General features: G+C 66.0%; 11 protein-coding genes. 4 read left to right on the top strand and 7 right to left on the bottom strand.

What is annotated here, in order from left to right; all coding sequences use genetic code 11:
• Window positions 1–7: 7 nt before the first annotated feature.
• The 3 genes from ACT17R_RS09320 to ACT17R_RS09330 all read right to left on the bottom strand — a co-directional run bounded on the left by ACT17R_RS09320 (window position 8) and on the right by ACT17R_RS09330 (window position 4,244).
• A complete protein-coding gene (locus ACT17R_RS09320; protein WP_062901237.1) occupies window positions 8–1,381 on the bottom strand; it encodes a glutamate--cysteine ligase in 1,374 nt (457 codons plus the stop codon).
• Between the two features lie 40 nt (window positions 1,382–1,421).
• The gene (locus tag ACT17R_RS09325) at window positions 1,422–3,341 is read right to left on the bottom strand and encodes a proprotein convertase P-domain-containing protein (protein WP_062901236.1); all 1,920 of its coding nucleotides are present in this window, start codon (window positions 3,339–3,341) and stop codon (window positions 1,422–1,424) included.
• A gap of 156 nt (window positions 3,342–3,497) precedes the next feature.
• Window positions 3,498–4,244 (bottom strand): 16S rRNA (uracil(1498)-N(3))-methyltransferase, encoded by a 747-nt coding sequence (locus ACT17R_RS09330; RefSeq protein WP_062901235.1) that lies wholly within the window; start codon window positions 4,242–4,244, stop codon window positions 3,498–3,500.
• Between the two features lie 204 nt (window positions 4,245–4,448).
• On the opposite strand from ACT17R_RS09330, the gene ACT17R_RS09335 reads away from it, so the two are divergent.
• The 4 genes from ACT17R_RS09335 to ubiA all read left to right on the top strand — a co-directional run bounded on the left by ACT17R_RS09335 (window position 4,449) and on the right by ubiA (window position 8,694).
• Window positions 4,449–6,425, top strand: a complete 1,977-nt coding sequence (locus tag ACT17R_RS09335) for a pilus assembly protein (protein ID WP_062901234.1) — start codon at window positions 4,449–4,451, stop codon at window positions 6,423–6,425.
• A complete protein-coding gene (locus tag ACT17R_RS09340) occupies window positions 6,422–7,018 on the top strand; it encodes a TadE/TadG family type IV pilus assembly protein (RefSeq protein WP_062901233.1) in 597 nt (198 codons plus the stop codon). The genes ACT17R_RS09335 and ACT17R_RS09340 overlap by 4 nt, the downstream gene beginning before the upstream one ends.
• The gene (locus ACT17R_RS09345) at window positions 7,009–7,701 is read left to right on the top strand and encodes a TadE/TadG family type IV pilus assembly protein (protein WP_444809318.1); all 693 of its coding nucleotides are present in this window, start codon (window positions 7,009–7,011) and stop codon (window positions 7,699–7,701) included. The genes ACT17R_RS09340 and ACT17R_RS09345 overlap by 10 nt, the downstream gene beginning before the upstream one ends.
• A gap of 72 nt (window positions 7,702–7,773) precedes the next feature.
• Window positions 7,774–8,694, top strand: a complete 921-nt coding sequence (gene ubiA / locus ACT17R_RS09350; RefSeq protein WP_263588131.1) for a 4-hydroxybenzoate octaprenyltransferase — start codon at window positions 7,774–7,776, stop codon at window positions 8,692–8,694.
• A gap of 9 nt (window positions 8,695–8,703) precedes the next feature.
• Here the strand turns inward: ubiA and smc are convergent, their stop codons facing one another.
• From smc to ACT17R_RS09370, 4 genes are all read right to left on the bottom strand, one after another.
• Complete coding sequence (smc, locus tag ACT17R_RS09355) at window positions 8,704–12,147, bottom strand: chromosome segregation protein SMC (protein ID WP_444809319.1); 3,444 nt, start codon at window positions 12,145–12,147, stop codon at window positions 8,704–8,706.
• A 140-nt stretch (window positions 12,148–12,287) separates the two neighbouring features.
• Window positions 12,288–13,034 carry a thioredoxin domain-containing protein gene (locus tag ACT17R_RS09360; protein WP_062901229.1) on the bottom strand — a complete coding sequence of 249 codons (747 nt, stop codon included), beginning with the start codon at window positions 13,032–13,034 and terminating at the stop codon, window positions 12,288–12,290.
• A 37-nt stretch (window positions 13,035–13,071) separates the two neighbouring features.
• Window positions 13,072–13,791, bottom strand: coding sequence for a DsbA family protein (locus tag ACT17R_RS09365; RefSeq protein WP_062901228.1), 720 nt, complete (start codon window positions 13,789–13,791; stop codon window positions 13,072–13,074).
• 17 nt (window positions 13,792–13,808) lie between these two features.
• Window positions 13,809–14,381, bottom strand: a complete 573-nt coding sequence (locus ACT17R_RS09370; protein ID WP_444809320.1) for a DUF721 domain-containing protein — start codon at window positions 14,379–14,381, stop codon at window positions 13,809–13,811.
• Between the last annotated feature and the right edge of the window lie 34 nt (window positions 14,382–14,415).

Consider the following 14,415-nt stretch of genomic DNA (forward strand, 5'->3'; position numbering starts at 1 on the left):
AGCGCGCTCAGAAACTCTGCTCGTCGTAGATTTTCGACAGGTCGTGATGCCAGGCACCCTCGTACCGGTCGAGCAGGTCGTGGGCGGGCGATTTGCCGCTCTTGGCGATACGCCGCAGCGGTTCGAGGAAGCCGACCTCGTTATCGCCCATCGAATTGACCTCGCCCCGCGCCGCCAGGCCTGCCGCTGCGATGTCGAGGACGCGGTGCGCGAGTTCGCCGAGCGTCCCGCCGCCGGGTGCCGGCGCGTCGAGGCCCTCGCTGGGCACCGCATCGCGCAGCGCCTGCTGTTCTTCGATGCTCCAGCCCTTGACCAGATCCCATGCGGCATCGAGCGCCTGGCTGTCGTAGAGCAGCCCGACCCAGAGTGCAGGCAAGGCGCAGATTCGGTTCCACGGGCCGCCGTCGGCGCCGCGCATTTCGAGGAAACTCTTCAAACGCACTTCGGGGAAGGCGGTCGAGAGATGGTCGTTCCAGTCGGAAAGCCGCGGCAGTTCGCCCGGCAGGACCGACAGCTCACCCTTCATGAAATCGCGGAAGCTGAGACCCGCGGCGTCGATATATTGGCCGTCGCGGAAGACGAAATACATCGGCACGTCGAGCATGTAATCGACATAGCGCTCATAGCCGAAGCCATCCTCGAACACGAAGGGCAGCATACCGGTGCGCGCCGGATCGGTGTCGGTCCAGATATGGCTTCGGTACGACATGAAGCCGTTGGGGCGGCCCTCGGTAAAGGGCGAGGAAGCAAAGAGTGCGGTCGCGAGCGGCTGAAGCGCCAGGCTCACCCGGAACTTCTGCACCATGTCGGCCTCGCTCGCATAGTCGAGGTTGGTCTGGATGGTGCAGGTGCGCAGCATCATGTCGAGCCCCATGCTGCCGACGCGCGGCATATGGTTCAGCATGATCTTGTAGCGGCCCTTGGGCATGATGGGCAGTTCGGCGCGCGTCTTGTCGGGCCACATGCCAACGCCGAGGAACCCGAGCCCGAGCTCGGCGCCGACTTCCTTGACCTGCTTCAAGTGCCGGCCGGTCTCGGCGCAGGTCTGGTGCAGATTTTCGAGCGGCGCGCCCGACAGTTCAAGCTGGCCCGCGGGTTCCAGGCTGACGGTGCCGTCGCTGCCCGCGAGTGCGATGACATGGCCGCCCTCGATCACCGGCTCCCAGCCGAAACGCGTGAGCGCCATCAGAAGGTCGCGGATGCCGCCCGGTTCGTCGTAGCTTGGCGCCCGGTGATCGCTGGTACGATAGACGAATTTCTCGTGCTCGGTGCCGATCCGCCACCGCTCCTTGGGCTTTTCGCCCTTGATCATGGGGGCCGCGAGCTGGTCGCGGCTTTCGATGATGGGATCGTTTTGATCTGAAACCTGCCGCGTGCTCATGGCAGCGCATGTAAGCGGCCTCGCGGCATCTTGGAAGGGGTCAGTTGACGGTTACGTCGAAGACCGTTGCAAAGGCGCTGCCGGGGCCAAGTGCCGCGGTCGAGGCCGACACCGTTGTCCCCGCGATCGCGGCGCCGAACGGGTCGCTTTCGTCTGCCCCCGTGGCATTGTCGTCTTCCACGGTCGTCGCTCCCGCGCAGCTCGTGCCGCTGCGCAGCGAACCGGGAACGAAGCTGGTCGTCGCGGGCAGCGGGTCAGCGACGTAGATCGCCGTCGCAGTCGCGCTGCCGCCGTTGGTCACCAGCAGGCAATAGCGCATGGTGGCGCCGGGAATCGCCTTGGGATTGGTCGTGCCGTTGACCGGGTCGCTGACGATGCTGCTCGTCTTCGCGATCAGCAGATTGGCGATCGGACGGCAGAAATTGATGTCGTGAATCGCCATGCCCTGCTGCCCCGGGTTCGCCGGGGCAAGGCTGTGGCTGCCATATTCGACGGTGATGGTGTCGACCGGCGCGGCAAAGGTGACGACGACATTGCCGTTGGCGCTGCCGTCGGCGGAGGTCGCGTCGCCATAGGCGCTGTTGCCGACGACATAATTGGCGACGCCGTTGGTCAGCGTTGGATAGACGGTGGTGCCGTTGAAGCTGCCGGTGACGGTCACGCGGTCGGCGAACTGGCCCGAGGCATAATCGATGTCGAACAGCGTGAACTGCGCGCCCGGCACCGCGGTCGGCAGGCTGATCGTCGACGTGACGGCGCCCGCCTGGCTTGTGAAGTCGACGATCTCGAAGATCGAATTTTGCGCAGGCGACAGCCCGCCGGTGACGACATTCTGCCGCGTCGGCGACTGGCCGCCATAGGTGGCGTTGCTCAGAAAGCTGCCGCCGCTGATCGCGATGTTGAAGTTCATCGTCCCGATGGCGGTCAGCGCATAGCTGCCGCTCGTCGTGCCGGCAGACCAGCTCACGCTGTCCCAATCGTGCAGCGTCGATCCGGCCGGGCAGATCAGCACCGGCGCCACGCCCGCGACGCGGCTGCCCGAGACGGTGAAACTGGCTGCGGCATAATCATCTTCGCCGGTCGCGCCATTGCCCGGCGTCGAATCGATGTCGGGCGCCGAGGAGGCGGTGATTTCGGCGCTGTTGAGGATCGTCGCACCCGATGTCGCGTTGACCGTGCCGCTGATCGTCAGCGTGCGGGTCGCACCCGGCGGGACGCTGCCGACCGTCCAGACGCCGGTCGTACTGTTATAGCTGCCGAATCCGGCCGCGCTCGTGAAGCTGAAGCCTGCGGGCAGCGTGTCGAGCACGGTGACGCCCGTCGCGGTCGCCGGCGATCCGCTCGCATTGGTGACAGCCAGCGTATAGCTGATGCTCGATCCCGTCGCCGGAGCCGCGCTGCTGACGCTCTTGGTCAGTGACAGATCGGCATAGTTGGCGGGCAGGCTGGTCAGATACAGGTCGGCGCGGACGAAATTGCCATTGTCCGCCTGCGGATATTGATCGCAAATCTCGAGCCGCCATGTACCTTGCGCATTTTCGCCGTTGAATGCCGACAGCGGCGAATTGGGGCTGAAGTCATTCTGGTAAGGCGGCGCGCTGGTCGAATGGGTTACGGTATTGCCGTCGGTGTTGACCGTTTGCGCGCCGCCGTCGTTCAGCCGCACGTTGAAATTGTCGCCCGAAATATTGTTGGGGTCGCCGTTGACAAGCTGGACCCGCGTGCCTGCCGGCGATTGCAATGTGATCCTGAGGTCGCCGCGCCACGTATGGGTTGCGAGGACGCCAAGATCGACGTCACCGACGATATAGCTTGTCGATACCGTGAAATTGCGGACGAGCGGCGACGAACAGGGGGTGCCGCTGTTGATCACGCCGCCCGTCGTGTTGCTGTATGTCGTGGTGGTCTGCGCATGGGCAGCGGGTGCAACGACGAGCGCCATCGCCAGCCACAGGAACATGGTCCATGCCCTGATTGGCAGCGTCCGCTGGCCCCCACGCCAGCGTCCTCGGCTTTGGTCCCGCCGTTGCATGGCGACCCTCTGCCCGCGACATCCCTAATTTGCAGTTAATAACTGCCAGTTTGGCAGCATTCTTGTTTCAGTATGAAACAGCTTTTAACCGCCGCGCCAGTCGCCATGCTGTGCCATCCATAGCGCCGTTGCTGCAATCGCGGCGGTTTCGGCCCGCAAAATACGCGGTCCAAGTGCGATACGCTTCACGGCATCATGGTCGATCAGCATCGCGCGTTCGCGGTCGGTGAAACCGCCTTCGGGGCCGGTCAGAATGGCAGCGGGGGCGGGCGCCGCGACCGCAGCGAGCGGAACCCCGCCGGCTTCGTCGGCGAAGAGTAGCGTGCGACCCACCGGCCAGTCTTTCAACAGCTGCGGCAATTTGGCCGGATCGGCGAGGTCGGGGAGCGCGGTCCGGCCGCATTGTTCGCAGGCCTCGACAATCTGTGCAGCGAGCCGCTCCTGCTTCACGCGCTCGACGATCGTGCGTTCGGTGATGACGGGCTGGAGCCGCGCGACGCCGAGCTCGGTTGCCTTTTCGATGATCCAGTCGAGCCGCGCTTTTTTCACTGGCGCGAAGCAGAGCCAAAGATCGGGCACGCGTTCGATCGGGCGCATCTGGTGTTCGATGCGGATCGAAAGCGTCCGCCTCGACGCTTCGGCGACCGCGCCGAGCCACTCGCCGCTGCGATTGTCGAACAGTAGCAGCGGATCGCCCGGTTTCGCGCGCATGACGTTAAGCAGATAATGGGCCGCCGCTCCGTCGAGCGCCACCATCGCGCCGGCGGCAAGCGGCGTGTCGGTATAGAGTCGGGGCGTGCTGGCGGGCGGCCATGCAGGTGTCGCGGGCATGGCTGGGCGATAGCAGAGGCACAATCTTCGCGCATCTTTTGCTTTGTACGGTGCCGATTGTTCCGTTTCGGGCCAGAATCCCCGAAAAACCGCCATTCCCGGTCAGGCCGATTAGCGATTTGGTAAGCAGTTTCCCCCTAGGTGCAAGGCTACCAGCCGCGCATCTGGTGGGTCGCGCGGCCGGGCCAAGAGGGGTTTTAGACCATGCGAGGGACCGTTTTCAGCCGCCTGCGGGCCGGCATCTCGACCATCTGCCGCGATACGCGCGGCAACACGATGATGCTGACGGCGGGCGCGCTCGTTCCGATCGTCGCGCTCGTGGGGTCGGGCGTCGATATCGGCCGCGCCTATATGGCCGAGCTTCGCCTGCAACAGGCGTGCGACGCGGGCGTGCTCGCGGGACGCCGCGCGATGCAGGGCGGCGACTATGATTCGAACGCCGAAGGCGAAGCGAACAAGATGTTCGCCTTCAACTTCCCGTCGGGCATGTACGCGAGCAGCGGCGTCGATTTCAAATCGAAGGCGCAGGGGACGTCGAACGTCGTCGGCGAAGCCAAGGTTACGCTGCCCACCGATATCATGAAGATATTCGGGACCAAGCAATTCGACCTTGCGGTCAACTGCACGGCGAAGCTCGAAATCTCGAACGCCGACATCATGATGGTGCTCGACGTTACCGGATCGATGGCGACGACCAATTCGGGCGACACGGTTAATCGCATCAGCGCGCTCAAGACCGCGACGATGAACTTCTTCGACACGCTGACCACCGCCGATATCGGCGATGGCCGCCTGCGTTTTGGCGTCGTGCCCTACAGCTCGAGCGCCAATGTCGGCCAGATTCTCTATGCAAAGAATCCCGACTGGCTTTCGAACAATGTGCTGCTGCCTTCGCGCACGCCGATCTTCAAGATCACCTACGGCAATGGCCAGACCGTCGAAAATGGCTCGTCGACCGGCAATGTCAGCTATGGCAGCTGGTCGAACGTCAGCACGGTGAGCGGTCAGAACAGCAGCAGCTGCGGCAATCTGGAGCCGCCGGCCGATACGACGCCGTCGCCAAGCGGGTCGCCGACCGTCAACCAGACCGGGCAGACCTTTGACAGCAACGGCAACCGCGTCACGACCAACAACAGCTCGCAGACCTATACCTATTATAATTACCAGTACACCTGGTCGAGCAACAGGTGCCGCCTGCAGCGCCGCGTGGCGACCTATACGCGCACCTCGACGACGACGACCACCGAAGAGCCGATCCAGACTTTCGATAATAAATATCGGTACGAAGATCGCGTTTTCGATGTCACGCAGGCGAAGGCGGGCTCGGCGATCGTCACCGACACGGGCGACAGCGGCACCAACTATTCGGCCACCTGGGGCGGATGCGTCATGGAGCGCGAAACCGTCGCCTTCGGTCCGACGCAGACCGCGCCGGCCGGCGCCCGCGACATGGATGTCGACAGCGCGCCGACGAGCGACGACGGGACCAAGTGGAAAGTGCTGATTCCCGAAATCGCCTTCCCGCGCGCCAAAAATCCGTCGACGTCGGGCACGACGAGTTCGCTCAACGTCAGCAGCAGCAGCGTGTCGAGCGACAGCACGTCGGGCGGCAGCTGGCAGCGTTACTCCAAATATTGGAGCAGCGGCTGGGGCGTCTGCCCCGCGCCGTCGATGAAGCTGACGACGATGACAGCGAGCGACCGTTCCAGCTTCAACACCTACATCAACGCCTTGCAGCCCGTCGGCGGCACCTATCATGATTCGGGCATGGTCTGGGGCATCCGCCTCCTGTCGCCCGACGGCATGTTCGCCGACGAAAATGCCGAAGCGCCGAACAAGCGCCCGATCAGCCGCCATATCGTCTTCATGACCGACGGCGACATGTCGGCGAATATGGGGAATCTGACCTTCCAGGGCTATGAATGGACGATGCAGCGTGTCGGCGGGACCAGCGACAGCAATCTGACCGACCGGCACAACAACCGCTTCCTCCAGCTCTGCGAAAAGGCAAAGGCGAAGAATATCACCATCTGGGTGGTCGGCTTCGGCACCTCGCTGAACTCGCAGCTCACGACCTGTGCGACGCCGGGCAAGGCCTATGAAGCCTCCAACGCTTCGCAGCTCAACGACAATTTCCAGGCGATCGCACGCCAGATTTCGAAGCTGAGGCTCTCGCAATGATCCGGATACCGTCGCTCCTCCGCCGCCTTCGCCGCCACCAGCGCGGCACCGCGATCCTGGAATTTGCGCTGATCGCGCCGGTCTTCATCCTGCTGTTGATGGGCCTGTTCGATTATACGTGGCAGATGTACGCCAAGCAGGTGCTGCAGGGCGCCGTCAGCAACGCGGCGCGGGCCTCGACGCTTGAATCGGCGGCATCCAACCAGACGCTCATCGACGCGGCGGTGCGCGATCAGGTTCAGAATGTCTTTCCCGGCGCCCCGGTGACCTTCACCCGCAAATCCTATGAAAGCTTCAACGACGTCGGCAAGCCCGAACCCTTCACCGATGCCAACAACAACAACCGCTATGATTCGGGCGAATGTTTCGAAGATCGCAACGGCAACAATAGTTGGGATGCCGATCAGGGCGCGAACGGCAACGGCGGCGCCGAGGATGTCGTGCTCTATACCGCGAAGATGAAATTCGAACGCATTTTGCCGGTGTGGCGCATGCTCGGCCAGCCCCCGGAAACCTATCTCTACGCGACGACCGTGCTCCGCAACCAGCCGTATAACGTCAACACCGTGACGAGTAAGGTGATATGCAACTGAACCGCATCCTTGCCCACGCCCGGCGCCGCACCGCCCGGCTGGTGCGCTTCGCGCGCGACGACAAGGCCGTCGTGCTCATCGAAACCGCCTTCACGATGCCGCTGCTCGTGTTTCTGGGCTTCGGGGGGCTGGAGATCGCCAATCTGACGCTGGCGAACACGCGCATCAGCCAGGTGGCGCTGAGCGCCGCCGATAACGCATCGCGTATCGCCTATGGCAGTGACCTGTCGCTGCCGCGGGTGCGCGAAGTCGATATCAACGAGGTTTTCGCAGGCGTCGAGGAGCAGTCGCGCGGGCTGGACTTCAAGGCCCACGGCCGCATCATCCTGTCGAGCCTTGAGCGCAATTCGAGCGGCGGCCAGTGGATCCACTGGCAACGCTGCTATGGGAATTATCCGGTGAATTCGGCCTATGGTCTGCAAGGGACCGGCAAGACGGGCACCGCCTTTAAAGGGATGGGGAAACCGGGCGCGGAAGTCACTGCGGCTACCGGGACCGCCGTGATGTTCGTCGAAGTCACTTACCAATATCAGCCGCTTGCCTTCGCCGCCTGGCTTGGGCCGCGCGTCATCCGCACGACCGCGGCCTTCAATATCCGCGAAGGTCGCGATCTGCAGGGTCCGGTGGGCGGCGACGGCGTCTATAATCCGTCCCCCGCGGCCACGAAAATGACCTGCACCTGATCGACCGGGGCGCGGCCGGACGCCGATGCCCCATTTATTGTCGCCGCGCCCCCTGCTATCGCGCGGGCGGCGATGACAGCGACGCATACCCCCGACAGCCAGCATCAGGGCTTTCTGGCGATCCTGCCCGCAGGCATGCGCCCCTATGCGCTGCTTGCGCGCTTCGACCGGCCGATCGGCTGGTGGCTGCTCTACTGGCCCTGCGCATGGGCGCTGGCGCTGGCGGGCGGGGCCTGGTCGCATTGGCCGCTGCTGCTGTGGATGCTGCTCGGCGCGATCGTGATGCGCGGCGCGGGCTGCGTCTATAACGACATCGTCGACCGCGATCTCGACGCGAAGGTGGCGCGCACCGCGGTGCGCCCGGTCGCGAGCGGCGAAGTGTCGGTGCGCAATGCCCTGATGTGGACATTGCTGCTGTCGATGATCGGGCTCGTCGTGCTGCTGCGTCTGCCCCTGCCGGCGCAGATCGTCGCGGTGGCCAGCCTCGCGCTGGTCGCCGCCTATCCTTTCATGAAGCGGATTACCTGGTGGCCGCAGGCATGGCTCGGTCTTGTCTTCAGTTGGGGGGCGCTCGTCGGCTGGATCGCGGTCGGCGGCGGCGCGAACGATCAAGGCGGGCTGGCGCTGCCCTTCCTCTATGCGGGAACGATCGCCTGGGTGATCGGCTATGATACCATCTATGCGCTTCAGGATATCGAGGATGACGCGCTCGTCGGCGTGAAATCGAGCGCGCGCGCGATGGGGCGGCATGTGAAGGTCGGCGTCGCGCTCTGCTACGTTGTGGCGCTCGGCGGCTGGGCGGGCGCGCTGTTGAATGTTCGTCCCGATGCCCTTGTGCTTGTCGCCCTGATCCCCGCCGCGCTGCATCTGACGGGGCAGGTCGTCACGCTCGATCCCGACAATGGCGCCGACGCGCTCGCCAAATTCCGCAGCAATCGTTTTGCGGGGCTGCTGGTCTTCGCGGCGATGCTGGTGGTCGGCAGCGCCCCCTGACGCGGGCGCCTATTCGGCCGCAAGCAGTTCTTCGGCGCCGCCGAGGTCGACTGAGACGAGGCGGCTGACGCCCTTCTCTACCATCGTCACTCCGAACAGGCGATGCATGCGCGCCATCGTCACCGCATTGTGGGTGACGATCAGATAGCGGGTCTTCGTCTCGCGCGTCATTCGGTCGAGCAGGTCGCAGAAGCGTTCGATATTGGCGTCATCGAGCGGCGCATCGACTTCGTCGAGGACGCAGATCGGCGCCGGATTGGTCAGGAAAAGGCCGAAGATCAGCGCGACGGCGGTCAGCGCCTGTTCGCCGCCCGAGAGCAAAGTCAGCGTGCCGAGGCGCTTGCCCGGCGGCTGCGCCATGATCTCCAGCCCGGCCTCGAGCGGATCGTCCGAATCGACGAGTTCGAGATGCGCCTGCCCGCCGTTGAACAGCGTGGTGAACAGGCGCTGGAAATGTTCGTTCACCGTCTCGAAGGCGGCGAGCAGGCGAACACGGCCCTCGCGGTTGAGGTTGCCGATCGAGCCGCGCAACCGGTTGACCGCTTGTTGCAGCTCCTCGATCTCGGCGGCGCTTCGTTCGCGTTCGACGTCGAGTTCGGCAAGCTCGTCGGCGGCGACGAGGTTGACCGGGCCCAACCGCTCGCGTTCGCCGATCAGCCGGTCGTGCGCGGCCGACTCGGCATTTGCATCGTCGACGCCATCACCCTCGAACCCGACCTTCTGCGGTAGCAAGGGGGGCGGACATTCGAAGCGCTCGCCCGACAGGCGCCCCATCTCGATGCGGCGCAGCTCGGCATTTTCGGAGCGTGCCACCGCGCCGGCGCGTGTCTCGCGCGCCGCGGCGACGCGCTCGCGGATCGTCGTTAGCGCCGCTTCGGCCTCGCGCAGCGCCGCTTCGGCTTCGCGCTCCTGCGCCTCGGCGGCGCCCAATTTACCCCGCACCTCCGTCTGCCGGGCCGCAGCAGCTTCGCTATCGGCGGCGAGCTTTTCGGGCAGGCCCGCAAGCTTCGCGGCTTCGGCTGTCAGCGCGTCGGCGCGCTTGTCCATGTCGGTCACGCGCCGTGCCGCTTCGCCCGCGCGCGCCTTCCAGCTCTTGATCTCGGCGCCGACGACCGCGTGCCGCTCGCTGAGGCCGGCAAGGGCGCGCTCATGATCGGCGAGCGCGTCGCGTGCGCCATTGGCGTCGCTGCGCGCGCGGTCGGTTGCACTTTCTTCACCCTCAAGCGCCGCGCGGGCGAGACTGTCGTCGGGGAGCGCGGCGAGCGCCGCCTCCTTCGCGGTGAGGTCCGCAGCGGCGTCGCTCCCGGCCGCCGCAATTTCGGCGAGCCGACGGTCGAACAGCGCGGCGGCGTCGCGGTGACGGTCGAGCGCGGCCTGCGCCTGATCGGCGGCACGCAGCGCAGTGCGGCGTGCCTCGTCGGCGCTCGCGAGCGCCTTGCGCGCCGCGGCGGCGGCGTCGGTTCGCTCGGCAAGCTGCGTTGCCGCAACATGGCGCCGATCCTGCAATTCCTGAACCCCGAGTTCGACTTGAGGACGCTGTGCGGCGAGCGCGTCGAGGCGATTCTGCCGTTGCAGCCGCTCGGTCGCCGTCGCGCCGTCGCCGCGCGTGACGAAGCCATCCCAGCGGCGCATCACGCCGTCCAGGGTGACGAGCCGCTGCCCGACCGCGAGCGGCTGGCCGGTGTCGCGATCGGCAACCGCGATCTGGGCGAGCCGCCGCACGAGCGCCGGGGGCGCCTGGACGAACGCCGCGAGCGGTTGCGTGCCTTCCGGCAGCGCCGGGTCGTTCTTGTCGGCATCGGCGGCGCCCCAACTGCGCGCGGCGGCGCGGTCGGTCCCGGCGTCGAGATCGTCGCCGAGCGCGGCGGCGAGCGCCGCCTCGTGGCCCGGCGTCACGCGCAGCCGGTCTAGGATGCGGTCGTCGTCGGTGCGGGCGGCGGCGAGCGCGCGTTCGAGCGTTGCCGCCTCGCCGTCGAGCGCGGCGAGCGCGGCGCGTGCTTCGGCAAGACCGGCATCGATTGCGCCAAGATCGGCCGCGATCGCTTCGCGGTCGGCCTCGGCCTCGTGCAGCGCGCTTTCCGCGGCAGCTATCGCCGCTTCGGCCTGTTGGGCGCTGCGGGCGCTTTCGGCCTGGGTTGCGGCGAGTGCGGCGCTGTCGCCCAGCGCGGCGATTTCGGCTTCGACCCGCTGACGGTCGCCGGCGATACGCTGGACGGCGGCTTCGGCCGTGTCGCGCGCCGACACCGCGATGCGGCGATCGGCGGCTTCGCTCGCCGCCTTCGCCCGTGCCTGCGCGAGTGCGACCTCTGCATCGCGGAGGCGTGCCTGGGCCGCCTGATGCGCCTCGACCAGCGCCGCCTTTCCCGCGTCGTGCGCGGCAATATCTTGCGTCAGGCGCTTCACTTCGGCGTCGAGCGCGGTCAGGGCGGCATGGGCGTCGCGCGCCAATTCGCCCTCGCGCGCCCGGTCCTCGGCGAGCCGCGCCTGCTGCGCCGCCAGATCGTCGAGCCGTTGCCGCGCGGCACGTTCCTCGCCCTGCAGTCGGACAAGCGTCGCGGTCGCCTCGGCGAGCGCATCGCGCTGTGCCTGCGCCTCGGCGCGCGCGCTACCGACGCGCGTCGCCACTTCGACCTGCGCGGCGGAAACGGTTTCGAGTTCGGTCTGCGCGGCCTTCACGGCGGCTTCGGCGGCATCGGCTTCGCGGCGCGCCTGATCGGCGGCGGCGGCGGCATCGCGCCAGCGCGCGTAGATCAGCCGGCCTTCGGCGATACGGATATCCTCGCTGAGCTTGCGATATTTTTCCGCTGCCCGCGCCTGACGGCGCAGCGCATTTGCGCGCACTTCCATGTCGGCGACGATTTCGGACAGGCGATTGAGGTTGGTTTCGGTCGCGCGCAGCTTTTGCTCGGCATCCTTGCGGCGGACGTGCAAACCAGCGATGCCCGCCGCTTCCTCCAGCATCGCGCGGCGGTCGGTCGGCTTGGCGGCTATGACGTTCGCGATCTTGCCCTGACTGACGAGGGCGGGGCTGTGCGCGCCGGTCGCGGCGTCGGCAAAGATCAGCGCGACATCCTTGGCGCGGACGTCGCGCCCGTTGGCGCGATAGGCGCTGCCCGCGCCGCGTTCGATACGGCGGATGATCTCGAGTTCATGCCCTTCGCTCGCGTCGGACAGGCCCGCGACGACATTGCCTTCGGTATCGCAATGGATGGCCACCTCGGCAAAATCGCGGGGCGGGCGCTGCGATGTGCCGGCGAAGATCACATCCTCCATCCCGCCGCCGCGCATGGATTTGGGGCTCGATTCGCCCATCACCCAGCGGATCGCTTCGAGCAGGTTCGATTTGCCGCAGCCGTTCGGACCGACGACGCCGGTCAGCCCGGGTTCGATCCGCAATTCGGTTGGCTCGACGAAGCTTTTGAAACCGGTCAGGCGCAGGCGTCTTATCTGCACGAGGCCACCTCGTGCAGGTCAGCGAATCGGAGCCGGTGCAACCTTGCTGTCACATATCCCCCTGGCACCGTCATGGCGCGTGGGCGGTCGAGTCGCAAGGGGTGCCGCCCTCCCCGCCGCGACGGGGAGGGCTATTGTCTTCAGCGGGCGCCCATGGTGCGCAGGCGGTCGCGCAGCGGGCCCCAGGTGGTGATGCCCTCGGCGACCTGGCCATTGATGACGAAGGTCGGCGTGCCCTGGATCTTGAACTGTTCGATGCCCTTGTTGGTCATCTGCTCAAGCTTGCTGATATTGTCGACGTTCGACAGGCAGGCATTGATCTGGTCGGCGGTTACGCCGCGCGACTGGAAGAATTCTTCGAGCTTCCAGGCTTTGGCGAGCGCGGGAAAGCGCTGCGCGGGGGGCAGCGCCATCGCGGCTTCGCCGCCCTTGGGATTGGCCTGCGCGCCGGCGAACAGTTCGGCTTGCGAGGCAAAGACATTTTCCTGCAGCGGGAAATAGCGATCGACCGGGCCGCAATGCACGACTGCCGCGGCCATCGCGTCGAGCGGGTCGCGGATGAAGTTGCGCACTTCCAGGCTGACACGGCCGCTGTCGATGAAGTCGCGCTTGATCTCTTCGTGGCTTTCCTTCGAGAAATCGGCGCAGTGCGAGCAGGTCAGCGACGCATATTCGATGATCTTGATCGGCGCGTCGGGGTTGCCCATCAGATAGCCGCCCTCGGCGGTCTTGGTGACCGTTGTCGACCATTGCTTGCCCGCGGGCGCCGCGACCTTGGCGACGACCGCCTGTTCCTTCGACTGGTCGGTAGTGCCCTTGCCGCAACCGGCGAGCGCAAGGGCGCCGATCGAAGCGAGAAGGATGGGGCGAAGGGGCAATCTGGTCATTGGGGATAGTCTCCGGATAATTCGCGTGAACGGGCTTTTACGAGGCCTTCAGCGCCGCGTCGAGTTGCGTTTTGATCGCGGACCAGACGGTCACGTCGGTGTGGCGTCCATTGATGAAAAAGGCCGGCGTGCCGCGCACATGGTCGGCACCCAGGCCGATATTGGTCATGCCTTCGAGTTCGGCGCGCGTGACCTCGCTATCGAAACAGGCGTTCATCTGCGCCTGGGTGTAGCCGCGTTTCGCCATCAGCGCGCCGAGGCCGGTGTCGGCCGCGATCTTGCGCGCGCGTTCGCTCTCGGTGCCGACATACCAGCTCTTGACCATGGCTTCGGGCGCCTTTTGCACCTTCGTCAGCCAGACCGGCTGCGCCATGAAGATGGCGTGGTGGTTGGCCGCGAAGGCCTTGGCGCCGCCGCAGCGCGCCAGCAGCGCTGCGGTCAGGTCGACCGGGTCGCGGACGAGGTTGCGATATTCGAAGACCACCAGCCCCTTGTCGATATATTGGGCCTTGAGCGGGACGTCGCCGTCGCGCGCAAATTCGCCGCAGTGGGTGCACGTATAGCTGAAATATTCGACCAGACGCACCTTGGCGGCGGGATTTCCCACGATATAGGCACCGATCGCGCTGGTGCTGATCTTCGACGACCAGGCCGGCGCCGGAGCGGCGGGCGCGGCGGCGACCAGCGACAGCGCGGCGATCGACAGGGCGCCGATGGCGGTGCGGCGGGACAGGGTGCGACCGGATATCTTGGGCATGGACGTGCCGTCTTCCTTCAACTGATGCGCGGGAGTTTCGGCGCGCTGGCAAGCCCGGCGGCCATGCGTTCGAGCACGGTCCTGAGTTCCGGATCGCCGATGTCACGCAGGCTATCCCCCAGTTCGGCGGGTACCGGCTTCAGCATTGCCGGCTGCTGAACGGGGGCGGGGGCGGGCGCGACCTGACCATGCGTCATGCGCACGCTCGCAATCGCGGCATAGCCGAAGAAGCGATTGACCGCCGCGACGATATCGGGGGCGACATGCTGCAGCATAGGTGCATGCGCGCCGCTGATCGTCAGATGCAGCGTTCCGCCCGCCTTTTGTCCGGGGGGAAAGCGGATCATCGCAGGCTGGGTGACATCGGCGAGCCGGTCGCCGACGATTTCTCGCCAGCGGCTGACGACCGACGACTGGATGAAGCCGAATTTGCGAAAGGCGGTCCGCCCGATTTCGGGAACCATATCGGCGATCGCGCGCGCCTCGCCGCCGCGCGGCCGCTCATAGCTGCGCGCCGGCGGCTTTTTGGCAGCCTTCTTCGTGCGCGCTTTAGGGGACTTGTCGCCGTCGCTGGAGCCTGCTTTCGCCATCGCCGCCGCCATGCCATAGGCGGGGGGTGAGCGT

Source organism: Sphingopyxis sp. Q841 (assembly GCF_052384365.1).
In the GTDB taxonomy this organism is placed as follows: domain Bacteria; phylum Pseudomonadota; class Alphaproteobacteria; order Sphingomonadales; family Sphingomonadaceae; genus Sphingopyxis; species Sphingopyxis terrae_A.